This is a genomic window from Bacillus sp. FJAT-50079 (assembly GCF_018343515.1).
Lineage (GTDB): Bacteria > Bacillota > Bacilli > Bacillales > Bacillaceae_C > Lederbergia.
This window is the reverse complement of record NZ_JAGYPD010000009.1, coordinates 86,626-110,527: the sequence shown is the minus strand read 5'-3', so window position 1 is coordinate 110,527 and position 23,902 is coordinate 86,626. Positions and strand designations below refer to the sequence as shown.

Genomic DNA, 23,902 nt, shown 5'->3' with positions numbered 1-23,902 from the left:
AAATGGATTAATTTCCACGAACTCTTTTAAACGATACTTTTCCCATATTCATTTTCGAAAACGTAACCGTTAAAAGGAACGGGATCACAATCGCAACAACCATCGTAATTGCAAACATCGCCCAATGTTGGGACTGGATTGAAAGAATTCCAGGAAGTCCTCCTACCCCAATCGAGTTAGCCATGACACCACTTCCTACTGAAATGACTGCCGCTACTAAAGAACCGATCATCGCTGCCAAAAATGGGAATCCATATTTCAAGTTAATTCCAAACATCGCTGGTTCCGTTACTCCCAAGTAACAAGAAATTGCCGCTGGGATGGAGACTTGTTTTTCTTCTTCATTTTTTCTGTTAATATAAATCATCGCAAGTACCGCAGAGCCTTGAGCAATATTTGATAATGCGATCATTGGCCATAGCATCGTGCCATGAAATTCACTCATTAATTGTAGATCAATCGCATTCGTCATATGGTGTAGACCTGTAATAACAAGCGGAGCATAAGCAAAACCAAAGATTGCTGCAAAGAGCCAACCAAAGGCTGATGTCAATCCAGAATAAACAACTGTTGAAATCACAGATCCAATTTTCCAACCGATCGGTCCAAGAATGATATGAGCGATCAATACTGTTGGAAGAAGTGCTAGAAATGGTACTACGATCATTGAAATCGCATTTGGAATGATTTTACGTAAGCGCAATTCTAAGAACGATAATAGTAAGCCTGCTAAGATCGCTGGAATTACTTGTGCTTGATAACCAATCATGTCTACCTTAGCAAATCCGAAATCCCAGAACGGAATGGAATCCGCCTCCGCTACTCCATACGCATTAAGAAGTTGTGGTGAAACGAGGGTGAGCCCGAGCACGATTCCCAGAATTGGTGTCGCTCCCATCTTCCTAGCAATCGCCCACGTAATTCCAACCGGCAAGAAGTGGAAGATCGCTTCCCCAATCAGCCATAAAAACGCATGGGTTCCCGCCCAAAATTGCGAAACTTCTACAAGCGTTTTTGTGCCATCTTCGAGCAATTTAATGTCGCCGATGACATTTCTAAATCCTAAAATTAGACCCCCAACAACAAGTGCAGGGATGAGTGGTGTAAAAATATCAGCAAGATGAGCAATCATTCTTTGTAGCCAGCTCATGTTTTGCTTTGCTGCTTCTTTCGCTTCATCCTTCGATGTATCACTGACACCGGCAATTTTAATAAATTCGTTGTAAAAAGTTGATACTTCATTTCCAACGATGACTTGGAACTGCCCTGCTTGCGTAAACGTTCCTTTTACAAGCTTAATGCCTTCTATTTTTTCTACGTCCGCTTGCTGCGGATCGTTTAAAACGAAGCGCATTCTTGTAACACAATGAGTAACAACTGAAATGTTTTCGCTTCCGCCAATATATTCGAGTAATTCTTTTGCAGGAGCTGTATATTTACTCATTTTATTTCCCCCTTATTATGTTAATCTTCAACTTGTATATACATATTTTGATTACGTTTTCATATTAACCTGTATATACATGTTTGTCAACCACTTACTTTGAATTAATAACTTTTTCCATTAGCCTAATTAATCTAAATATTCCTCCGAAACACTTTATTAAAAAGCAGGACTCTCGAATATAAGTATAGAAATAGATAAGAAAAGGACGGTGGTATAAATTAAAATCTCTCTAAAGATAATAGGTCTAGAGTTATTAATTATTTTCTTCTTCACAGTAAACGGAGCTTATGTAGCACTTGTGAATCCTTCACATACTTTCTTGCAATATATTGGGCTTGTACCTTTAACAGTAGGGATTTTCTTTTACCTATTAAAAACGAAGAAATGGCGAATTTACTTTTATAGAGATCAACCCATGTCCTTAAAAAAGACTGTTTTACTCTGTTCCCCATTATTTTTAGTTTTAGTCCTTTTGTTTATTGGAAACAATGGGATCGACATTTCCTCCATTAACCAATTACTTTTAATCTTAGGGATACAAATCATTATTGTTGCTTTCATAGAGGAGATGTTCTTTCGGGGATTTATGCTTAAAATTCTTTTGTCTTGGGGATTTAAATTGGCCGTTCTAACTTCAAGTTTGCTCTTTGCTCTCACTCACTCGTTACAACTTCTTGGCGGGCAGTCTCTTGAATCGACCATTTTGCAAATCATCTATGCTTTTTTTATTGGGATGGTATTTTCTTTACTGATTGTCAACCAACAGTCTATTCTTGTCACGATTGTATTTCATGGTCTAAATAATACACTTATTATGATGGGGCAAAATAACCATTCATCAATTTATAATTACATAATCATTTTACTTTTAATCATATATACAGTATTTTTATGGTTTCGTGCTTTGAAATCTAATGAATGTATATCTAACAAAAATAGCGAAATACCAATATAAAAAGGAAAGCTCCGAAGTCCAGGGCTTTCCTTTTTATGTGCTATTTACTATTGAGTATCAATTTAATCTGTTGTTTATTTTAATAACTGAACTACTTATTATTTAGGTAGTTTTCCTAAGATGACTTCCTATCTTTTAATAAAGTGCCTTTTTCAAAACATCTATATTTCTTTTCATAAGTGATAAGTAGTCGTCTTGATTTTTAATGTCATCTTCCGTTAAAACGGCTAAATTATGAATGTGCAATGCTTCTGCTCCAGTTTCTGCACGCACAACGTCCGCTAGTTTTGAATTGATATTTTGTTCGTATAAAATGTATGGAACTTGTTCTTCTTTGATGAGATCAATCATATTTTTCAATTTCTTTTGTGATGGCTCACTAGCAGATGAAATTCCTGAGATTGCCAATTGTTCAATCCCATATCTTTGCTCCCAATATCCATATGCTGCATGTGGAACAATAATTGTTTTTCGTTTTGCCTGTTCAACCACTTCCTGAAATTGTCCATCAAGTTCCTCCAGTTCCTTTGTAAGCACCTGATAGTTCTTTTCAAACGTTTGTTTCTGTTCCGGCATTTTCTCACTCAAAGCAACGAGCACATTGTTCGCTAATTCTTTCATGAGAACAGGATCAATCCACACATGAGGATCTATATCGCCATGGTCGTGATCGTGGTCATGCTCATCTTCGTGGTCAGCTTCGTTTTCATGATCATGATGATGTTCTTCAACAGAAGCATCTGCGTGGTCGGCATGATCATGGTGTTCTTCATCGGAGTCTTCTGCGTGATCATGATGTTCCACAATAGGAAGAGTATCACCCATTGACAACATAGATACATTTTCATTTTTTAATGTTTCTTCTGCTTTTCCTACAAAACTTTCAAGCCCCAGACCAATGTATAAAAATAAATCAGCATCTGCAAGCTTAATCATATCCCTTTGTGTTGGCTCATACGTATGTTCATCCGCTCCTGGAGGATAAACCGTTTTTACATCAACATACTCTCCACCAATTCGTTCCGTAATGAATTGAAGTGGATAAACCGTTGTATACACATCTAACGCTGTATCTTCACTTACTTTTGTCCCTTGGCTTGGTTCGCTCTTTTGGCATCCTGCCGCTATGACTAATATAAAAACAGCGAGTAATAAAAAAAGTTTTCTTTGCATGTTTTATATCCTTTCTTTTTTAAATAGGAATGATTACGATTTAAAATACAAACCTTAGATTACTAGACTTTTATAAAAAAAGCAATACTTTATTTTTAATTTTTTTCAGTTAAAGGGATTTTAGGAATTAAATATGTTTGAGATTTTCATCTGCCATTGAGGAGGGTAAAAGAAGTCTACATGCATTTCTAAATATAAATAAGGATGGCATATTTACTTACTACCATCCCATATTTGTTTCTTTATTCATTTTTTATTGCTGTCAATGCCAGCTGTTTAATCGTCACATCATCCATCGGTGGATTATGCAAGCCTGCTCGCACATCGCGATAGTATCGTTGAAGTGGATTGCTTCGCTGCAAACTTTTCGCCCCAACGACTCGCATTGCTTTATCGACAATCGTAATCGCCGCATTTGTGACCGCATGCTTGGCAACGCTAAGCTCATTCGTAAGATAACCCCTTCTTGAGTGATCATCGTACATTTCCGCAACACTATATAGGAGATGCCTCGCTTTGATTAATTCTAAGTCCATTTCACCGATGAGCAGCTGAACATTTGCTAATTGACTAATCGGCCCGCTGACACTATTCGGTGCATGCTCATTAGCAAATTCAATCGTATAATCTCTTGCTGCTTGTGCGATGCCAAGATAAACAGCAGGGATGTGAAGAATCCATCCATTGAGCGGGGCCTTTTCTCTCGCTCCCGGTCGTTCAACAAGCATTGATTCGCCTACCGTTACATTTTGTAAAACGAGATCATGGCTTCCCGTCCCTCTCATTGACATGACATCCCATGTTTCATCAATCGATAATCCCATCGCATCCTTATGAACAAGAAAAAAGCCAATTCCTTGCATTTCTTCAATCCATGCAGAAACGAGAAAATAAGTAAGGGCAGGAGCCATTGTTGTAAAGTTTTTTCTTCCAGTAATGACCCACGTGTTTCCCTGTTTGACTGCTGTTGTACTAGGGCGTCCTCCGCGACTCGGGCTTCCCGTTTGTGCTTCACTAACCGCGCGATTCACTAATGCTCCATTTAATATTTCCGATGCAAACATGTTTAAGATCTCGTTACTCCATTGCTTTTTTTCAAAGATCTCTCCGACCACCCCGAGATTCCATCCAGTCGAAAGGGCAGTAGCTCCGTCAAAACGAGCCAATGTTTCTTGGAGGAGAATCATATCATACACAGAAAATCCTGCACCACCATATGTCTTTGGCAATGTTGTACTCGTATAGCCAATCTCAATCAAATCTTGTATATTCTTATGTGGAAAAGCCGACAATTCATCGATCTCAGCCGGTTTATTTTCAAATGCTCCTGCTTTCTCTTGCAACGCTTTTAGCCAATGTTCTTGAGCTTCTGTCTTAACAAACAACTGAATCATTTTATCCCTCCACCTGTCACTAATTCCGATCTTCCGACTTGGTTTTAATGTTAACGAAGTGGGTGAAATCTGTCAATGAATAAAAAATGACCCCCAACCGCACCATCGGTTGAGAGCCATTCATTTATTTTACTAATACACTTGGTAAATATAGCGATAGACTTGGAATATACGTAACTAATAACAAGACGAGGATTAATATGCCGTAGAACGGAACCATTCCTCTTGTTGCTCGTTCGATCGACATCTTTCCAATCGCAGAACCGACGAATAGAACCGACCCAACTGGCGGAGTAACTAATCCAATCGCTAATGCTAACATTAATGTAACACCAAAATGAACTGGGTCCATTCCTGCACTTACTGCAACCGGTAATAAAATCGGTGTTGCAATTAAAATGAGTGGTGCCATATCCATGACCATTCCTAAAAGCAATAGAATAATAATGATCAGCAATAATGTAACCGCATCATTAGGTGAGATGCTTAATAGCGCATTTGATACCATTGCTGGTACTTTTAATACAGCTAATAACCAACCAAATGCAGATGATGCACCAATTAAGAATAGAACCATTGCTAATGTTTTAAATGTACGTACTAAAATAATACCCATTCTTGAGATTTTAATATCTTTATAGACAAAGAATGTAATAATGAACGCATAAAGAGCACCGATGGCAGCAGATTCAGTAGCCGTAAAAATACCACTTAAAATACCACCCATAATAATGACCGCCGTAAAGAGCCCTAAAAATCCTTCTCTAAGAATTCGAGGAACTTGATCTCTCGTAATTACCTCTCCCTTTGGATAATTTCGTTTGACCGCAAGGAAATACGTTAACGCCATAATGGCAGCACCAAGTAATAATCCAGGCAAAAGCCCACCCATAAAGAGCGCACCAACAGATACACCACCAGCAGCTGTTGCATAAATAATCATATTATGACTTGGCGGGATCATTACCCCTTGTGTTGCCGCTGAAACGGTTACAGCAACGGAATAATCATCGTCATATCCTTGTTTTTTCATCATCGGAATTAATACAGACCCTAGTGAAGAAGCATCAGCAAGTGCTGATCCTGAAATTCCGCCAAAAAATGTACTCGTCATTACGTTAACTAATGCAAGTCCGCCTCTGATTTTTCCAATTAATACGTTTGCAAGATCGATTAAGCGTCGTGAAATTCCACCTTCGTTCATAATCTCTCCCGCAAGTATAAAGAATGGAATGGCCAATAGGGAGAATGAGTTTAAGCCTCCAACCATTCGTTGGACAAGTGCTGCTGGGTCAATATCTAAATAAAATCCGGTAATTAAAGAAGATAATATTAACGAAAGCGCAATCGGAAAGCGCAAAATTAAAAATATAATAAAGCTTGCAAATAAAATGGTTATACCCATTTCCTCACCCCTAACTTACATTGCATCAAAATTTTGATGCAATCCTTTTTTAAATAATAATTCGATCCCATTAATTGTAATAAAGAAGCCTGTAATCGGAATAATTGCGTATAAATAGCTTGATGGCATTTTAAGACCTGGCAATGTAGAATAACCCATGATCACAGTAAATTTCCATCCGTAAACGAGCAAAACAAGCCCGTAAGCAACGATAATAAGCTTCGTAATAAAATCAATCGTATCTTGAATCTTTTCTGGCATTCGATCTACAACAAGCCCTACTGCGATATGTAATTTTTCTTTAAATCCGTAAGCAATGCCCAGGAAGCTTACCCAGACGAAAAGTACACGTGATAACTCTTCTGACCATGATGGCGTGTAGTGAAATACTTGTCTCGAAAATACTTGATAAATAATGATCAAAACCATCGCCGTCAACAGTGTTAACGAAAAAACTAATAGACATTTATCGATCGCAGATTTAATCTTTTTTAACGCTTCCATTTCGTATTCCCTCCCTCTTGAATGATGCTTACTTATTGCACCCCTATTTGTTTATGAATTCGATCAATCCACTCTTGATATTGCCCTGAATACTTTTCATATACAGGTTCAACCGCTTTTCTCCAAGCATCCATATCTTCAAGTTCAACTAATTCATTTCCATTTTCCGCTACTTCTTTTAATGACTCTTCAACCATTTCGTCCCAAGCAGCACGTTGAACGGCTACTGACTCTTGTGCGGCTTCTTTAAAAGCAATTTTGTCTTGTTCACTTAATGAATTCCATAATTTTTCCGAAGCTAATACGACTTCAGGAACACTCTGATATCCGCCAAGCGTGAATTGTTTCGCCACACCATAATGGTTAGATGAGTAATAACTTGGTAGGTTATTTTCCCCACCATCAATAACTCCAGTTTGAATTGAAGAATATACTTCTCCATAATCCATCGGAGTAGCTGAAGCCCCTAACGATTGCACGATTGAAATCGCTAGCTCAGAAGGTTGTACGCGAATCTTAAGCCCTTTCATATCCGCGGGTGTTCGAATCGGACGTTTAGAATTATAAAAGCTTCTTTCACCATTATCATAAAAAGCTAGACCGACAAATCGAGCCCCTTCGAAAGTATCCAAGATTTCTTGTCCAATCGGACCATTCCATACATCCCATTTTTGTTCAGCGCTTTCAAACAAGAATGGCAAAGATAAAACACCAATAACATCGGAAAACTCCGTTAAAGGTGTACCGTTTACACGCGCCAAATCAATCGATCCTAACTGTAAATGCTCAATCACACTTTTTTCATCGCCTAATTGCCCACCCGTATACACATCAACTTTATAACGTCCATCAGTTTTTTCCTCAATTAATCGAGCAAATTCTTTTACTCCGATCGCAGTTGGGAAATCAGCCGGTTGGTTCTCAGCAAGTCTTAAAGTAGTCACCCCATCAGATGTTCTTCCACAAGCTGCTAAAAGAAAAACGAACAGACAAAGGATAGCAACAAACGAAAACGTTTTCCTTTTCATCAAACATTCACCTCTTAGTAAAATTAATTATAGAATAATGCCTAAAATTTTTTCTTTTACTCCACCACCCACTTAATTTGTTTAATAGACAAACTTACAGTTTACTAGTATACCAAATGCAATTTATTAATCAAGCAAATTGGAGCCCCTTTCAGAAATCCCTTACAAAAGGGAGGGATAAATAATGACCAAATTACTGGAGAGCGGCAAATAAAAATAAATGAGGTGGAAAAACAAAACGTTTCTCCACCTCATTTTTTATAGCTAAATCAATTATTGATTTCCTTTTTTAACCCACTCTGCAACAGTAACTGTGCGTTTCGCTTGATGCTTCACCGCTGCTTGAACATCTTCGATCATTTTACCGTCTTGACCAACTGTTACACTTGTTCCGTATGGATTTCCGCCTGCTCCAAAAATGACAGGATCAGTGTAGCCAGGAGTGGCAATAATCGCACCCCAGTGCATCATGGAAGTGTACAACGATAATAATGTAGCTTCTTGACCACCATGTGGGTTTTGTGCAGAAGTCATAGCACTTACTACTTTATTGATTGTCTTGCCGCTAGCCCAAAGTCCACCTTGAGTATCAAGGAACTGCTTCATTTGTGATGGCATATTTCCGAAACGTGTTGGTACGCTAAAGATAATTGCATCTGCCCATTCAAGATCTTCTGATGTTGCAACTGGAACATCTTTTGTTGCTTCAACTGTCGCTTTCCAGCCTTCATTTCCTTCAATCACAGATTCTGGAGCTAATTCTTGTACTTTTAATACTCTAACCTCAGCACCTGCTTCTTTTGCCCCTTCTTCCGCCCATTTTGCTAATTCATAGTTTGTTCCACCCATGCTATAAAAAACGACTGCTAATTTAACGTTTGACATCTTTTCCATCTCCTCTGATTTTTTAAATAACTTGCTGAAAAATCCCATATTTCCACACCTACTTCTTTGTTTTTTTAAGAACCACCTCCATTGAAAAGATTACTTCCAATGTCTTACTGTTCTTATTATTCCTCAGATGAGAAATTTCATTTACTATATTAAATTCATATTTCCTGATTTCAGGATATTGGAGTCCGACTGACTAAAGTACATCAATATAGTCAGAAGACCAATCGTTCAAAACGATATTATTTCTTGTTTTTATCTCCAATTTAGATATTATCATTTAATGCATCCTTAATTCAAGATATATGCTTTTCTTTTCTAATATTTATCAAAAAATATATATTGATTCCTTCTTTCTTTCGCTTGATACAGTGCTTGATCTGCGCGATATATGAATGACTGGTAATCTAAGCCATCATCTTGAAAAATCGTTATGCCTATACTTGAGGTGACGTGAAGGGAAAAATCATCAATTTTATAAGCTTCTTGGAATACCAAAAGCATTCTTTCTGCAATATCAACAATTTCCTTCTCTTTACTTATATCCTTCAATAAAACAAGAAATTCATCTCCGCCAACGCGACATAGAACATCCTCTTTACGCACACTGGACTTTAATCTTTCAGCAAACTGTTGAAGTAATTGATCCCCTACATCGTGGCCATAAGTATCATTGATTGATTTAAACTCATCAATATCAATATACATCATTGCAATTTTTTCCAGGTTATTTTTAGCTGCTTCCATTGATTCCGTAACGATCTCTGTAAAGACTCGCCTGTTTTTTAAGCCTGTTAAAGGGTCATGGTATGCGAAATATTCCAGTTGTTGTTCATGTCTTTTCTGTTCCGTGACATCCTGAAAAACCATTTGAATATCCGGTTTTTCTTTGCTCCCAATCGGAATGATCTTTACTTCTGCATAAACCTCTTTATCATCACTCCTGTAAAATTTATCAACTAACGTTTCAGGTTCTTTCAAGTAATTACCATCATACAATGTTTCAATAATATGCTGAATGTTCCTTTTTCCAGCACTTGCTAGGAAATCCCACACGGAATTCCCTATCACCTCTTCAAGTGTATCCCTTCCAAATAATTTGATCGCTGATGAATTAGCAAATTCAATTTTATCGTTTCGCTGTTTGACAATTGCTTCTGGTAAATATTCTACAAGTGTTCGATAACAATATTCACTCTCTTCCAGCTTTCTTTGAATATGGATTTGTTCAGTAAAGTCTTTATACATCCCAATTGCAAGAATTCTTTCATTATTTACTGACCAGTAGGATGCTAAAATATCCAATAGCATACCATCTTTATGCTTTCTTTTCACAATTTGATAGGGAAAGCTCTGCCCCTTTTTCAATTGGCTTAAAAATGTTTGATGCTCTTCTTTTGTCATATGAACGATGAATGAGGGAAATGCAATTCGATTTAATTCTTCGGTCTGCCATCCAAGCATATTTTGAAAGGCCGGATTTGCATCAATGACGGCTCCGTGATAATCAATAGCAAAAATTGCATCTGTTGTATTGTTCCAAATAAGGTCCAATACATTGTCCATCATTGTAGGTTGATATATTGAATTCACTCTGACCACCCAATTCCTCATGCCAGTTTTACACTGAATTATAATCCTAAAACAAAACCTTTTGCTTTTAAACAACATCTTTAACTTGATTATTAGCTAGGTCATCCCCAAGCTCCCTTAAAAAGCATAACACCATTGACTAGCTACTTTAATTTACTCTATTTAGGTCGCTCTATTTCAAAAATCTCTCCGATTTTCGCATAATTAGCACCAGCCAATCGACTGACAGCTGCCAATTGTTTAGCATCGATTCTTCCGTTTTCATAAATATCATTATCGACATGAAACTGAATCACTTTTCCAATGATCAAGTCACAGCCAGGTGTATCTTTATCCCCTAATTCTAGCGACTGTTCTAGGACACATTCCATGCGGATTTTTGCTTCTTTCACGCCTGGAACTGCGATTTTTGTACTTTCAACTTGTGTTAATTGTGCCCGTTCTACTTCACTCTCATTAGGCGGGAGACTTGCAGCCGTTTCGTTGATTTTTTCTACATTTTGTTCATCAACTATATGGACGACAAATTCTTTTTTCTGCACAATGTTTCTCGCTGTATCTTTCTGTTTTCCTCCAGAACGTTGAATCGATAAGGAAATCATCGGAGGGTTCGAAGATACAATATTAAAATAGCTAAAAGGAGCACCGTTGATGATGCCATCCTCAGTTAAAGTTGTGACGAAAGCAATTGGCCTTGGAACAATGCTGCCAATTAACAATTTATAATTTTCTCTTTCTGAATTAGTCTTAGGATCAATAGAAAGCATCAAAATCATTCCTTTATGAAATTAATCTAATTCCTTCACTTTAATCGGAATCAAACTTTGTTCAAGTCGTTCTCTATATTGTTCATACTGTGCAGGCAACATTAGCTTTTCTCCCATTGTCTCATGTGATTCATCATGGGCAAATCCAGGAGGATCCGTAGCAATTTCAAATAAAATCTGGCCCTGTTCTCTAAAATAAATCGCATTAAAATAATTTCGATCTTGAACAGGTGTGACACCATAACCATGCTCAGCAACATGTTTTTGCCATTCTAGTTGGTCATAATCATCGATTGCTCTCCATGCGATATGATGAACCGTGCCAACACCCATTTGACCTACTCCAACAGGATTTACTTTTAAATCGATGATATTTCCAATGTCAGCTAAAGAACGAAAACGAATATATTCCCCTTCTTGGCCAATGAGTTCAAGCCCTATTACCTGTTCTAACAATTCAGCTGTTTTATTTGGCTGGCTGGAAAATAAAGTTGCACCGCCAAAGCCTTTGATTGCGACTACTGGGGTGATTTCTCCAAACGTCCAAGGATTAATCTCTCCCTCTTCTCGTTCAACTATTTCCAAATGAAGGCCATGTGGGTCATCAAATTGTAAATATAACTCCCCAAAGCGTTCATTTTTTGTAAAAGAAATTTGAAACTTCTCTAATCGATCCTCCCAAAATCCGAGCGCCCCTTGAGGAACAGCATAACTTGTTACTCCTACTTGACCGTCGCCAATTACCCCTTGATGTGCTCCTACCCATGGAAAGAATGTAATAATCGTCCCTGGATTACCACCTTCATCGCCAAAATAAAGATGGTACGTACCTGGATCATCAAAATTTACTGTTCTTTTCACTAAACGCAAACCTAGAACTCCGCTATAAAAGTCTACATTTTCTTGCGGATGACCTACAATTGCCGTAATGTGGTGAATTCCTAATGTTTTTTTATCCATCACGATTTCCTCCTATTTATAATATGATAATTCATTTATTCTTAATTAAAGATACTTGAGCAAAAAAATAGATTTAAAATTATCTTGAATTCAGAGTAATTGTATAACCAAAATTTTATCTTGTCAACTATTTTTCAAGAAATCCGTTTTAACCGTTTGTAATATATCAAAATTTTCTATCAATGGCGAGGTGAAATATTGTATAATACAGTTAGCTTTCTCGGTAAGATCATTAAATATGTAACAGGAGTTGATGTTAATCTATGCTAATGAAACCTCGTGTTTTGTCAGATGAATTAAGCATTTTAAGATGTTTGAATATACGGATGGATTTATCCTCAAAAGATAAAAGGCATTTATTGAAACTTGAAAAGGGGTATCAAGGAGAGGTAATGTTCGATCAATTAACAGAAAAGCTTCAGAGTAAAATCTATATATTAAATGATTTATGCCTCGAGTTTAATCGCTCTATTTTCCAAATTGATACATTAATTATTTCCGAAAGCGTCATTTTCCCGTTAGATGTAAAAAATTATGAAGGTGACTATATATACGGTGAAGAAGAATTTCAACGAGTGATGTCTGACCACAAAATGCCCAATCCATTGAATCAGTTAAAACGCAGTCATTTACTGCTCCGCTCTCTCCTTAAAAGCCTTAACATCCATTTAGACATTGACGGATCCATTATCTTTATAAACCCCAAGTTCACTTTGTATCAAGCCCCTGTGAACCCATCTTTTATATTTCCTACACAAATCAATCTTTTTTTAAAAACATTAAATGAGATCCCATCAAATTTAAACGATCATCACAAGAGGATAGCTGATCTTTTAATCTCAATGCATCAACCGGAATCTCCATTTATCCGACTGCCCCCTTATGAATATAATCAATTGCGAAAGGGGATCATCTGTGAGGCTTGCCATTCTTTTCATTTTAAAGTTAGCGAAAGGAAATTAGTGTGTAATCAATGTGGTCGCGTTGAAAATATTGATTCGGCAGTTCTAAGGAATGTCGAGGAATTCAGGCTCCTTTTTCCTAATAGAAAAATCAGGACAAATTGTATTCATGAATGGTGCAATATTATTTCTTCTAAAAAGAAGATTAGAAGAATTCTATCCCAAAATTTAAGGCCTATTGGAGAAAGGGAACATAGATATTTTGTATAGCATTTTACAAACATTTGGAATGATATATGTTGCCAAAATAGGGCTCTACTAATATATTCACTTCTCCCTATATCACTTTTTTGTAGAGCGAGAATTCGGGACAAGTTCGAGTTACCCTTTTCTCTCTTTTCACTGGCACAGGGGAAATCGAAGGAGGTTCGAATTACCTTTCTCTTTCTTTTCACTGGCACAAGGGAAATCGAAGGAAGTTCGAATTACCCTTTTCTCTATTTTCACTGGCACAGGGGCATTCGAAGGCGGTTCGAATTACCCTTTTCTCTTTTTTCACTATCACAAGGGCATTCGAAGGCAGCTCGAGTTACCCTTTTCTCTCTTTTCACTGGCACAGGGGAAATCGAAGGAGGTTCGAGTTACCCTTTTCTCTCTTTTCACTAACACAAGGGCATTCGAAGGCAGCTCGAGTTACCCTTTTCTCTCTTTTCACTGGCACAGGGGAAATCGAAGACGGTTCGAGTTACCCTTTTCTCTTTTTTTACTAACACAAGGGCATTCGAAGGCAGCTCGAGTTACCCTTTTCTCTTTTTTCACTATCACAAGGGCATGCGAAGGCAGCTCGAGTTACCCCTTTCTCTCTTTTCACTGGCACAGGGGAAATCGAAGGAGGTTCGAGTTACCCTTTTCTCTTTTTTCACTGGCACAGGGGAAATCGAAGGAGGTTCGAGTTACCCTTTTCTCTTTTTTCACTGGCACAGGGGAAATCGAAGGAAGTTCGAATTACCCTTTTCTCTTTTTTCACTGGCACAGGGGGAGTCGATATTATTAATCATTGCTCCGGCGTAATTGTGTCCAGATTTTTCGAGCTCACTAGAAAAGTTCTCCCAAAATCTGTACCATACGCCGGAGGCTTAAGTTGCCTAGACCTAGCTTTGCAAACTCCCTTTTAACCAGGCACGTGGTCGGTATGGACCTATCGGAATTTGAATCAAACAAGTTCTTCCTTTCGAATCAATCCTGTAAAGTTCATCACAATTGTTCACGTCAAATCCTAGCAGCGGATGCCCTCCCATCCCTAAAGCACATGATACCAAAAGCAGTCGTTGCACGAGAATGCCCGCTTCCATCTGCTGAATGCGATACCCTCTATATCCCAATTCTTCTCTAAGATAATCTCCTTCTCCAACGACATGTAAGCAAAGTGGAACTTGATACAGGTTCACATTAGGCATTGTTAAACCACTTTGTAATAATTCCCGGTAATCCCCTTTGTTTATCGTTCGGAGAGTATGGGTGTTATTGTCATACGAGTAGGCACCGTTTGGAACCCCCTCCACATTATAAAAACTTCCATATAAAGACATACGGCTCTCTATATTCCCATATGTTTCGTCAAGGTCATTCTGATACGAGTAAGAAAATGTCTCTTTTAACAAAGTAGATAGTTGTGTTTGGCTCACTTTTCCGATCATAAAATCGATATCAGGCGAATGTCTCTCCCTGCAAACAGAGGCAAGATCGTACGAAAAGCCTTCCTCAAACGGGAGCATAATCATTTCAGTACCTAACGAATGTTTCGCACGATGATTATTTTTTAGCTTCACAAATGACTTTGTTGTTTCAATCATCGACGCTTCATTCATTTTTTTCAGCAGCGGGTATGGAATAACTCTTTTTGAACGGTTATAAGAAACATGTTGCAATAATGGTAATTCCCCGCACAATTTAAGCGCTGAAGCATCTTCACTTCTGTTATGATCGTTTTCTACATAATCGGGAAATGCGTTTGTAGATAAGGAGATAGCCGCATATACACTTTCATCCTGTTCAGACAACCCAAGCAAATGATTGATCGCCCGATCAAGAAATTGGTAGCATACCCGTGAAGAGAACCCCATCTGATCGGCCACTTCTAACGATTGCCCAATTAACACGCCTGCATCTAGCCCTTGGAGCCTGTAAGAAAAGTTATTATATTTATAGAAGTTTTTCCAAAAAACCGTCGAAATAAAAACAGTGCAAAAACAGCTAGAAGTATGATTGCCATTTTTAAGACTTCTAGCTAAGTAGGAATCGTAATCTCCTTCTCGCACCAATACAAGGCGATGATGCGCCGCATCATAATGGTAAATGCCCTGTGGAGCTTCTTCAACATTTATATATACATATAGTTCATTAGGATACAGTGCCCCTCCAGATGGAACAAACCTGCGCTTAGATTGAATAAAGCTCACAGCTTCTTCATTCGTTTCCTCGATTAGAGCCGATTGAGTGTATTGAGTAAGCCCGAAAACATACCATAAAAAATGACCAAGCTCCACCAGACTAGGCTTTAGATGCGCCTCCCTTTTCTCAAATGTTAAAGGCACATCTGCGGTAAGTGGGACCATTGGTAAACCGCGATACAGTTTATAGGGGAGTGGGGCGTCTTCCCAATCCACCTCCCAATCCGGCGGAGTTACTTTTTCCGTGTCAAAATGCAGATAATGCAAAAATGTTTCCAGCTCCAATATTTAACCTCCTATTCTGCCATTATGGGAACGGATGGGGATGGGGATTTAGCTGATCATACGTTAACGGTCCCTTCGTAAATCCTAGCTCCATTGGTACTGTAAGTACCCTCCCCAACCCTTTCACACGGATAAGATGATGCCCGAATGTCATCGGTAACATTCCGGGAATCAATACTTTTACACAAAATAATCCGTTCCGTTTGGTGATAGGTGTTGTTTGATCTACCACTATAACCTCAAGATTTAACTGGCGGAATTTCTGAAGAATATCTTCAAGATCATCTTTCAAATCAATATTTGTTGGCGGTTGCTTAAATTCCTCGGCAAATGTACGTAATGGACGATCGCCATCCAATAAAAAGTTCAATCGTTCCTCCGCTTCTGGCAGACCGTAAAGCAGTCCATGGTCTTCCATCGTACGCACAGTGAACGGATCTTGTAGCATCCCTTCATATTTCTGGCGGTTTTCCTTCAGCTTTTCGTCTTGCCTAGCCATCGTTCCTGCAAGCTCATAGATCGTGTTTTTTACAGCGCTAATTGGATCAGGGTTGGCCCCGGCTGCGCAAATGAGGTTTAATCCCTTTGACCTTCTGTTTTTTGCTATACCCCAAACGCTCGGAATTCCATGTTCCATCGTTGAGTTATAAAAATAAAGGTCATACCCCGTCACTTCGTGTAACCGATCGACCATCAGCTGCAGTTCTTTGTCGTGGGCGGAACTAAGATCAAGGCGCGGAAGGGGAAGCTGAGCATACCAGGTTAACAAAAATGAGTCTCGCTCAACAACCTCCATAATGCCGTGAAAAATAGCCTCTTCTAAACTACCTCCCAGCGCACATCCATTTGAGGTTTCATAAACAAATCCCTCTCCATAGCCCAAACTGTAATAGGCGAGTAACTCCGGAACCAAAATAGGACGTTCAGATAAAAACGAATAGCCCCAGACCCAATTCATTGGCCGATCAGGATGAAACGGTATAAACGGAAAATGGGGCTTTTCATATTGCTCCTTTTCATGTAAGCCTACTCGTATAGGATTTAGTGCGTTATTCTCCAATTGACGATAACAATTACGAACGACTGTCCGTTTTCCACGGGGCCCAATTCCGCAATATCTCTCCAAGCCTTCCAAAATGGCCGTCTGCTCACTCATCTCATAAGAATTAGACCTTCCAGCTACTCCTTCATCCGCTCCAAACAACGGCATGTTGACTAATACATCCGCAAACGGCAACGTGAAATCCTGTACTTTCCCATTCATAATTCCAGTACGTTCATCGAGATAATCCTTGACTAACACTGCTTTAAATTCATCTATCGAACGGCAGCGATAACCATCACCGCTAATTTTCGGGCTAGATTCCAATTTAATTTGAGCTAGTTCTTCTGTATCATCTGGTATTTGACTGCATATTGGGCACGATGGATCCGGCAAGAAAAAATGACTTGAATTTGTTAATGTTCTCAGGTTCGTAATAAAAATTCTTTCTTCCAAATTACTTGGCTCTCCTTGAAGAAACCTCTGTACTTCGTTACATACCAAATTTGCCATGTACGATAATCCCGTTCGTGACGCCCACGCATCTTGCCACCGGCTTTCTTCTGCTGCCATTTTCATCTGAAACTCCCACATTTCCCGACTATCAGCTCCAGCTATTATGCGCCGTATGTCCGCACAGCGAGAACACCCCGGTGTATCAGGGCGTTTGAGCGGACCGATGATTCCTTCGCCAAACGAAGCAAAACCTCGAAACCAAGGAATACGTGCAGTTTGGAAACTTTCATCCGCTTTTTGATGAACAGATGGATACCAAGCATCATGCAGCACAAGAGCTAATTTTGTATCTTCAGGCACATCTTCTAACTTGCTTTGACGCTTGACGGGACAACTGCGGGACAATTGATCATAGACAAAATCTGCCAATACACCCTGTCCGTTAATTAGAATATGAGCAGTCATTAGGATTCACCCTCTCGTATCTGCACACCAAACACCCCGGCCATTTCCTCTTTCATAAAAGGTTCGAATGTAAGATCATAAACGAATAATCGTTTGCTATTTTGTCTTAATGTCTGAATAGCGGATTGTAATAGCTGCATTTGTGTCACTTCATCACAAGAGGGGACTTCAAGTTTGGTTTCCGTTTTATGAATAAAAACGATTGGATCCATTTCTTTCCTCAATATGGAATTTACTTGACCTTGCGTATCTAAAAGCGCTTGTTCCAATGCATTTCGCATGCCTAAGGTAATATTTAAACCTACACTAGAATACCAGCGTCCATTTGATCTTACCCCTATCACGGGGAAGCCTAGCAGATTCTCTTTCAGGCCGATTGTCGGTGAACCACTCAAATTAGTCAGGGCATTAAAAAAATATTTGCATCGCCTATCTTTATTTAATTCTAACGGCATATAAATCGTATTCAGTTGATCGCTCTTTCTTTTCGCCAATTCTTCATTTAAATAAACTTGCAGCCCCCGGCAAACAGCCTCTTCAATTGTTTCGCCTGCACCGATGCCAATAAATCCTCCAGCTATATGATTCCCATTTTTAAACTCCAAGGAATCGATCATTTGAGTAGCATACATTTCAATCCCAGTCAGTCCCGCCTCTCTTTTTGCATCCTCATGTGTGAAGCCCGCACAGACAACCTCTGGTAAAAGCTCTGCCGGTCCCTCAGAGATCGGATTAACCGCTTGAACATAACACTGAGCAAGTGGAAGCTGTGATAAACTTCGTTCCGTCCACGTATGGAAAATTCCCGTCTTTTCGGAAGTTAGTTGACTGAAATATTCCAAAAGGTCATTCGGTGGACGATCTCTGACCGCACCCTTTTTAAGCCTTGCATCAAGATCTTCAACAAGTTGGGGCGTAAAACTCTTAGATGTAATCAACGGATGTGTGATAAAAGACAACCATTCACCTTCCAGCGTTTCAAGATCAAGCAGGTAAATTTGATTGCTTTGATTTGAATCAGCAATTCCCGTAGCATTCTTAAACATTTCAAACACGGCGACATTCGCCAAAATCGATCCCGTTGTTGAAGAGAATGGCTGAGAACGCTCTTCTGATTGAAAAGCAGCTTGATGGATTCGGCGCCACGCCGAATCCCAGCACCCCTCCGATTCCGGATGAAATAATGGACCTGAGAGTCCGACTTGCTGAAAGCATATGGCGGGAATAAATGATTTCCTCTCCTCTTTGCAAACGAAGTTAAGATCCTTTAGTTCATTTACATTTCCGGACTGCGACACGTATAAAATCCAATCATACGGTTGTACAGCTTCCCTCCAAAATTCTTCCCCTGCCTCCTGTTGAAAGGAGACCTCTACGATTTCGGAGTCAAGCTCCGTCCTTCTGGCATTTTGAACGATCTCATTCAACCGCTGTCTATTTGTAGGAACGGTATCTGTAACCATGACATTTATTTTAGGCAGCCCTGATTCGATTAACGCTGAAGCCAATGAAACGAGAAAGGAACCCGAGCCAATGGCAAGAACTTTCGCTTCACGGTATTTTTGAAAACGATACGCGCCAGATTCCACAAAGTTCTCTATAAACTCAATTTGAGAAGCATATTTTTCAAGAATGGGACGATTTAATTGATGGGGGGTATCTCTGCTTACATCCCGAACAAAGCCATTCTTGTGCAACGTTTCTCCGATCTCATAAACCCTGTTCTGATATGGTGGCGTTAATCCCTTTGTTAAGTCTTCTAATGATTTCTCGCCATCAAACATTGGTATTAATTTTTCAATCCATTGATAAATGGTATTGCCTTCCATTCGGAATGAACTTAAGTTATTTCGAAAATATACACCACTCTTTGGGTCCGGGAGAAAAAATGTATCCCTCTTCACCTTCAGACGAGTGGATGGACTTAATTTTGACATTTATTCCCTCCTTCATCCTCATTGTTACGAATTCAACATTATTATTTTATGTACTCTTACCTGTCCACTATGATAAATAAGAAGCGAGAGCGCTCGACACTGAAGCGAGATTGGGCGAAAAGGAAAGGAAATCCCCTGCCGAAGACCGTGTAGAGGCAATTTCCTTTCATAAGACAATCTATTTTTCCTAGACTTAAATAAAAAATCCAAAACAACCAAAACAGCCAAAGCAACCACCACAGCGAAAACCGCCACAGCGAAAACAACCGCCACCACAACGAAAACCGCCACAACGACCGCCGCAACGACCACCACATTGCCTACTATCAAACTGAACCGTATATTGGTTCGTATAATCCATAGGAACTAATTCACCTACTTGGTAATTATCCATTCCTAATGTTTGCAATTCATTTTGGTAATACTGCATTTGAACCTCCCCTTTATATTTAATAATCAATGCTAAACGGACACGAGAGTTAAATGTGACTCTCCTCAACACAATATGATGCTCTTAGGTGGTTGTTACTGATGTAAGAGCCTATTTCACATTGTTTGTTTTTTAATATAGGAACAGTCGCTTTTCGATGAATTTTTAGAAGATTGCGGTCAAGCGGCTAAACATAAAAAAAGACCCCAAACCAAATGGTCCAGGAGCTTTAATATAGAAAATCATGATATACGCCAAGCGACTTTAAAGTGTATTTTTAATACCTGTACTAAACTTTACTTGCGTTTCAGAAGTATGACCATCATCAATGTGATAATGGTAAAACCGATAAGTGCTAAGAAAGGAATGGTAACGAAGCCAAACCAATTAATATATTGACCTGAACATGGCACTCCGCTTGTACATGCACTAAACTCATTGAATGAAGGGATTTTTTGCAACGCATAATGATAAGCAGAAACCATCATGCCCATGGCTGACACTGGCAAAACATACTTATAAATCCCCTTATCATTCCGATAAAAGGCGATTCCTAGAAAAATAACAAGGGGATACATTAAGATCCGTTGATACCAGCAAAGGGTACAAGGAATAAACCCCATCCGCTCACTAAAAAATAAACTTCCCGCCATTGCTATAATCGCTGTGACCCATGCCAGTAAAAGGGGTTTATTTATCACTCGTCATCGCTTCTTCCACCATTTCAATTAATTCATCCGTGCTTCCACCTTTAAATAGCTTTCCGTCGATATAGATGGATGGTGTGGATGAAATCCCTAAGCTATTTGCTGTCGCCAAATCCTTCTTCAAGGCATCATTCCCTTTCCCTTCACGATAAGCAATCATCACTTGTTCCGTCTCTTCAGGACTAGCCACTTCAGCCAAAACAGCTTCCAGAAAATCATCCGTGAACAGATTCATTTCTCCAGCTTCTGTCATTTGATTCGCAAACAATAATTGATGAAAATCCCAGAATGTTTCATTTCCAAGTTCTTGATAAACCGTTTCGGCAAATTGTGCGGATGACGTTGAATCTGGGCTAATAAATGAATAATTCATAAAGTAAAACTTTGCTTTCCCCGTTTGAATTAATTCTTCGTTAATGATAGGAACAATGCTTTCATTAAAAACTTTACAGTGCGGGCATTTATAATCTCCAAATTCAATAATTTCAACCGGCGCGGACGCTTCGCCTAAAAATGGCTGCCCTTCATAATCAATAACAGCCGATTCTTGTTGAACACTTTTTAATACAATAATCCCGATGATACAAATAGCAAGTATTCCGATGAACCAAAATATTTTCTTTGACAAAATCAACACTCCTCATCCAAAACTACATTATGTAGTGTAATAGTGTAAAAAATTTACGCAAGCGCGTAAATAAATAGTCCACAAATCAGACTAAAGATCGTTAATGATATGAATAATATTTTTAATGGAAGCCGTAATTGGATACCCTTAAGCGGATTCAGCATATATTCAATCCGATAATTGACAGATGTTGCGGCAAACGACACATACGTAAAAGGCATTTTTTCCTGTCTTCCTAATTTCAGCATTTTTAAAAGGGCACTGCCTAAGTTTACAGATGTCTCCTGTTGCTTAATCGCATATTCATCCGCCAGTACTTCTTGAATAACTTGATATTGTTGATGAAACCACTTTTGAATGGGAATATACCACATCATTGATGAACTCAATGATAGTAAAAAGACTTTTAATGGGTCACGATTTTTTTTATGATACATCTCATGTGAAATGACTGCTTTTAATTCCTCTTGTGTTAAAAAGTGGATTAAGCCTGTTGTAACAATGATTCTAGGATTAACAAATCCCATCGTGAACGCCATTGGAGTAGGATGTGAAAGAACGAGTATTTCCTCTTTTCCGCTTCCGTATGTTTGACTCAATTCCGTCGTAAGATTGGCCTCTTTGTACGGCTGAAATCGTCTTTTCATTCTCGCGGTTTGAATGAATTGCGAGCCAATTTTCCATAATAATAATAACAACGTATAAATAACAAGCCCATCAAGTACATATTTAAGGGAAGAAAGCCCAATTGCTTTTAACCAACTGTGACATACGGCAATGAGATTGAACTTCATGTTCCAGCCTGCCAATATGGAAAGAACGTAAAAACCCATCTGAAGCAAAATAATCCCTGAAATGACAAGTGATAGGACAAATATAAGAGATGATTGACGTTTAGACATAGATTACATATCCTTTTTCAATTCTTTAATTTTATCCTCGAGCTTAGCGACAAGATCATCATCCGCATCTTCAAGTGCGTCAAGCATATGACTAATGACAACAGTGCCGAATTCATCCATCAGTTCATTTGTCATTTCTTTTGACTGCCTATTTATAAATTCCGCTCTCGATTGTATCGGTTTATATAAAGATGATCTTCCTTCTGCTCTTTTTTGAAGAATCCCCTTTTCAACTAATCGATTCATGACCGTCATGACCGTGTTGAAATTGGTCAATTTCTCTCGTTCAAGAACAAGTTGAACATCTTTAATCGTCATTTCTTCCCCGTTCCATAAGATGTCCATAATTTTTGCCTCAAGGGGTCCAAAAAAACGATTCAAGCCACTTTCATTTATTTTAAACTTTCTAATCTTCATCACCCATCACCCCCACACTACACATTGTAGTTCCATTTCTTTTTCAAGTCAATCATCGGAATATAAATGATTCTATTTTTTCGTTGTTTCCTTGATTCAAGTTATTGCCTTTATTAGTGTTTAACGTCGATCGCAAGTATCAGCTTTGAAAACTCCTAAAATCAAAAAATCGACTTTAAAAAGCCGATTTTAAAATGAGCATTATTTACATTTAAGCGATTTCCGTTTTATCTTTTTGTATAACGATTTGCATAGCTAGATGCTACAAATGCATCCGGCTTAATCTTTGGCTCAATTCCTATTGATTCTAGCCGTGTTACCATTTCTTTTACATATTCCCGTGTTTTATTTCTTTTTCCAGCCCCAATATCCAAATGACCTTCCATCGTGAAAGTCGCGCCTCGATAAATATTTGGAAGTACAATATCAATCATTTGATTTTTCCGCTCTGGCGTAAACATTGAAACAATTGTTTCAGTTAATGAGGTTTCGTAAGATATCCGCTCATGTAATTGAAGCATTTTTCGGGGGACAATTGCCTTTCGAATACAGGCCCACGCCCCCTTCCCCTCATTTTGAATTACAATACCGGTAATAAAAACCGTCTTCTTGCAATGAACTTGTGAATCGGTCCCAACCATTAGCCGATAATTCCCGGAAGGTTCCCTATTCATAAACCGGAGGATTCGCTCAAACACCTGCTCAAACGTTAAATTCCTCTCCTGTAAATTTTGAAACATATATTGACTTACAAAATCGGTTTCCACCTGATATCACCACATTATATTAGGATAGAATTCGGTCAACTCAAACATTACAAAAAGTAAACGAGCCTTTTAAAGTTAAGCCAATCTTCCTGCATATAATTAGTATATTAAGTTGCAACGAGCATGTTATTGATATTGTGAATTCCCTTTATACCCACTCTAATTTCTGTATAAGTATGTTCATAAAAAAATAACAGCCTTGTTTGGCTGTTCTCTCAATACATAGCAAGTCGTTGAATTCATATTAAAGTAGTAGTTCAATAACATAAAAAATTGGATATTTGTGTAAACTTGTGATCCTTTTTACCGATTCTTAACCGTATGTGTTTTAGGATGAATATAGGGGGAATATTACCACTAAGCTTGTCGACGAGCTAATGTAAAACAAACTAGGAGG

21 protein-coding genes are annotated in these 23,902 nt (G+C 38.6%); 2 read left to right on the top strand and 19 right to left on the bottom strand.

What is annotated here, in order from left to right:
* Window positions 1-7 precede the first annotated feature (7 nt).
* Entirely contained in the window at window positions 8-1,444 is a 1,437-nt protein-coding gene (gene treP / locus KHA95_RS21405) for a PTS system trehalose-specific EIIBC component (RefSeq protein WP_213139605.1), read from the bottom strand.
* 418 nt (window positions 1,445-1,862) lie between these two features.
* Between treP and KHA95_RS21400 the strand changes: the two genes are divergently transcribed.
* Window positions 1,863-2,402: a CPBP family intramembrane glutamic endopeptidase gene (locus KHA95_RS21400; RefSeq protein ID WP_249317165.1), complete on the top strand. Its 540-nt coding sequence runs from the start codon at window positions 1,863-1,865 to the stop codon at window positions 2,400-2,402.
* Window positions 2,403-2,537: 135 nt separating this feature from the next.
* Here the strand turns inward: KHA95_RS21400 and KHA95_RS21395 are convergent, their stop codons facing one another.
* The 9 genes from KHA95_RS21395 to KHA95_RS21355 all read right to left on the bottom strand — a co-directional run bounded on the left by KHA95_RS21395 (window position 2,538) and on the right by KHA95_RS21355 (window position 12,117).
* A complete protein-coding gene (locus KHA95_RS21395) occupies window positions 2,538-3,575 on the bottom strand; it encodes a metal ABC transporter solute-binding protein, Zn/Mn family (protein ID WP_213139604.1) in 1,038 nt (345 codons plus the stop codon).
* Between the two features lie 242 nt (window positions 3,576-3,817).
* On the bottom strand, window positions 3,818-4,969 hold the full coding sequence (locus tag KHA95_RS21390) for an acyl-CoA dehydrogenase family protein (protein WP_213139603.1): 1,152 nt from the start codon (window positions 4,967-4,969) through the stop codon (window positions 3,818-3,820).
* 124 nt (window positions 4,970-5,093) lie between these two features.
* Window positions 5,094-6,374, bottom strand: a complete 1,281-nt coding sequence (locus KHA95_RS21385; protein WP_213139602.1) for a TRAP transporter large permease — start codon at window positions 6,372-6,374, stop codon at window positions 5,094-5,096.
* A gap of 15 nt (window positions 6,375-6,389) precedes the next feature.
* Window positions 6,390-6,878 (bottom strand): TRAP transporter small permease, encoded by a 489-nt coding sequence (locus tag KHA95_RS21380; RefSeq protein WP_213139601.1) that lies wholly within the window; start codon window positions 6,876-6,878, stop codon window positions 6,390-6,392.
* A 32-nt stretch (window positions 6,879-6,910) separates the two neighbouring features.
* Window positions 6,911-7,906 (bottom strand): TRAP transporter substrate-binding protein, encoded by a 996-nt coding sequence (locus KHA95_RS21375; protein WP_213139600.1) that lies wholly within the window; start codon window positions 7,904-7,906, stop codon window positions 6,911-6,913.
* A gap of 273 nt (window positions 7,907-8,179) precedes the next feature.
* The gene (gene wrbA, locus KHA95_RS21370; protein WP_213139599.1) at window positions 8,180-8,791 is read right to left on the bottom strand and encodes an NAD(P)H:quinone oxidoreductase; all 612 of its coding nucleotides are present in this window, start codon (window positions 8,789-8,791) and stop codon (window positions 8,180-8,182) included.
* A gap of 324 nt (window positions 8,792-9,115) precedes the next feature.
* Window positions 9,116-10,390: a diguanylate cyclase domain-containing protein gene (locus KHA95_RS21365; protein ID WP_213139598.1), complete on the bottom strand. Its 1,275-nt coding sequence runs from the start codon at window positions 10,388-10,390 to the stop codon at window positions 9,116-9,118.
* 158 nt (window positions 10,391-10,548) lie between these two features.
* Window positions 10,549-11,157, bottom strand: a complete 609-nt coding sequence (locus tag KHA95_RS21360) for a flavin reductase family protein (RefSeq protein WP_213139597.1) — start codon at window positions 11,155-11,157, stop codon at window positions 10,549-10,551.
* Window positions 11,158-11,178: 21 nt separating this feature from the next.
* The gene (locus tag KHA95_RS21355) at window positions 11,179-12,117 is read right to left on the bottom strand and encodes a ring-cleaving dioxygenase (RefSeq protein ID WP_213139596.1); all 939 of its coding nucleotides are present in this window, start codon (window positions 12,115-12,117) and stop codon (window positions 11,179-11,181) included.
* A 263-nt stretch (window positions 12,118-12,380) separates the two neighbouring features.
* Here KHA95_RS21355 and KHA95_RS21350 point away from each other — a divergent pair, with 263 nt between their 5' ends.
* Window positions 12,381-13,289, top strand: coding sequence for a nuclease-related domain-containing protein (locus KHA95_RS21350; RefSeq protein ID WP_213139595.1), 909 nt, complete (start codon window positions 12,381-12,383; stop codon window positions 13,287-13,289).
* 881 nt (window positions 13,290-14,170) lie between these two features.
* Here the strand turns inward: KHA95_RS21350 and KHA95_RS21345 are convergent.
* The 9 genes from KHA95_RS21345 to KHA95_RS21305 all read right to left on the bottom strand — a co-directional run bounded on the left by KHA95_RS21345 (window position 14,171) and on the right by KHA95_RS21305 (window position 23,478).
* Window positions 14,171-15,754, bottom strand: coding sequence for a SagB family peptide dehydrogenase (locus KHA95_RS21345; RefSeq protein ID WP_213139594.1), 1,584 nt, complete (start codon window positions 15,752-15,754; stop codon window positions 14,171-14,173).
* Between the two features lie 22 nt (window positions 15,755-15,776).
* Entirely contained in the window at window positions 15,777-17,717 is a 1,941-nt protein-coding gene (locus KHA95_RS21340; RefSeq protein WP_213139593.1) for a TOMM precursor leader peptide-binding protein, read from the bottom strand.
* Entirely contained in the window at window positions 17,717-19,654 is a 1,938-nt protein-coding gene (locus tag KHA95_RS21335) for a putative thiazole-containing bacteriocin maturation protein (RefSeq protein WP_213139592.1), read from the bottom strand. Before KHA95_RS21335 ends, KHA95_RS21340 begins: the two co-directional genes overlap by 1 nt.
* A 193-nt stretch (window positions 19,655-19,847) precedes the next feature.
* Complete coding sequence (locus tag KHA95_RS21330) at window positions 19,848-20,084, bottom strand: heterocycloanthracin/sonorensin family bacteriocin (protein ID WP_213139591.1); 237 nt, start codon at window positions 20,082-20,084, stop codon at window positions 19,848-19,850.
* Between the two features lie 296 nt (window positions 20,085-20,380).
* Complete coding sequence (locus tag KHA95_RS21325) at window positions 20,381-20,782, bottom strand: disulfide oxidoreductase (RefSeq protein ID WP_213139629.1); 402 nt, start codon at window positions 20,780-20,782, stop codon at window positions 20,381-20,383.
* Entirely contained in the window at window positions 20,775-21,428 is a 654-nt protein-coding gene (locus tag KHA95_RS21320; RefSeq protein WP_481748467.1) for a DsbA family protein, read from the bottom strand. Before KHA95_RS21320 ends, KHA95_RS21325 begins: the two co-directional genes overlap by 8 nt.
* Before the next feature lie 44 nt (window positions 21,429-21,472).
* The gene (locus tag KHA95_RS21315) at window positions 21,473-22,321 is read right to left on the bottom strand and encodes a M56 family metallopeptidase (protein ID WP_213139589.1); all 849 of its coding nucleotides are present in this window, start codon (window positions 22,319-22,321) and stop codon (window positions 21,473-21,475) included.
* A 3-nt stretch (window positions 22,322-22,324) separates the two neighbouring features.
* On the bottom strand, window positions 22,325-22,738 hold the full coding sequence (locus tag KHA95_RS21310; protein ID WP_213139588.1) for a BlaI/MecI/CopY family transcriptional regulator: 414 nt from the start codon (window positions 22,736-22,738) through the stop codon (window positions 22,325-22,327).
* A 227-nt stretch (window positions 22,739-22,965) separates the two neighbouring features.
* A complete protein-coding gene (locus tag KHA95_RS21305) occupies window positions 22,966-23,478 on the bottom strand; it encodes a ribonuclease H-like YkuK family protein (RefSeq protein WP_213139628.1) in 513 nt (170 codons plus the stop codon).
* Between the last annotated feature and the right edge of the window lie 424 nt (window positions 23,479-23,902).

Bases quoted from the DNA above. Each gene is read 5' to 3' on its own strand.
- treP (WP_213139605.1), bottom strand. From the start codon at position 1,444: ATGAGTAAATATACAGCTCCTGCAAAAGAATTACTCGAATATATTGGC.
- KHA95_RS21400 (WP_249317165.1), top strand. From the start codon at position 1,863: ATGTCCTTAAAAAAGACTGTTTTACTCTGTTCCCCATTATTTTTAGTT.
- KHA95_RS21395 (WP_213139604.1), bottom strand. From the start codon at position 3,575: ATGCAAAGAAAACTTTTTTTATTACTCGCTGTTTTTATATTAGTCATA.
- KHA95_RS21390 (WP_213139603.1), bottom strand. From the start codon at position 4,969: ATGATTCAGTTGTTTGTTAAGACAGAAGCTCAAGAACATTGGCTAAAA.
- KHA95_RS21385 (WP_213139602.1), bottom strand. From the start codon at position 6,374: ATGGGTATAACCATTTTATTTGCAAGCTTTATTATATTTTTAATTTTG.
- KHA95_RS21380 (WP_213139601.1), bottom strand. From the start codon at position 6,878: ATGGAAGCGTTAAAAAAGATTAAATCTGCGATCGATAAATGTCTATTA.
- KHA95_RS21375 (WP_213139600.1), bottom strand. From the start codon at position 7,906: ATGAAAAGGAAAACGTTTTCGTTTGTTGCTATCCTTTGTCTGTTCGTT.
- wrbA (WP_213139599.1), bottom strand. From the start codon at position 8,791: ATGTCAAACGTTAAATTAGCAGTCGTTTTTTATAGCATGGGTGGAACA.
- KHA95_RS21360 (WP_213139597.1), bottom strand. From the start codon at position 11,157: ATGCTTTCTATTGATCCTAAGACTAATTCAGAAAGAGAAAATTATAAA.
- KHA95_RS21355 (WP_213139596.1), bottom strand. From the start codon at position 12,117: ATGGATAAAAAAACATTAGGAATTCACCACATTACGGCAATTGTAGGT.
- KHA95_RS21350 (WP_213139595.1), top strand. From the start codon at position 12,381: ATGCTAATGAAACCTCGTGTTTTGTCAGATGAATTAAGCATTTTAAGA.
- KHA95_RS21340 (WP_213139593.1), bottom strand. From the start codon at position 17,717: ATGACTGCTCATATTCTAATTAACGGACAGGGTGTATTGGCAGATTTT.
- KHA95_RS21335 (WP_213139592.1), bottom strand. From the start codon at position 19,654: ATGTCAAAATTAAGTCCATCCACTCGTCTGAAGGTGAAGAGGGATACA.
- KHA95_RS21330 (WP_213139591.1), bottom strand. From the start codon at position 20,084: ATGCAGTATTACCAAAATGAATTGCAAACATTAGGAATGGATAATTAC.
- KHA95_RS21315 (WP_213139589.1), bottom strand. From the start codon at position 22,321: ATGTCTAAACGTCAATCATCTCTTATATTTGTCCTATCACTTGTCATT.
- KHA95_RS21310 (WP_213139588.1), bottom strand. From the start codon at position 22,738: ATGAAGATTAGAAAGTTTAAAATAAATGAAAGTGGCTTGAATCGTTTT.
- KHA95_RS21305 (WP_213139628.1), bottom strand. From the start codon at position 23,478: ATGTTTCAAAATTTACAGGAGAGGAATTTAACGTTTGAGCAGGTGTTT.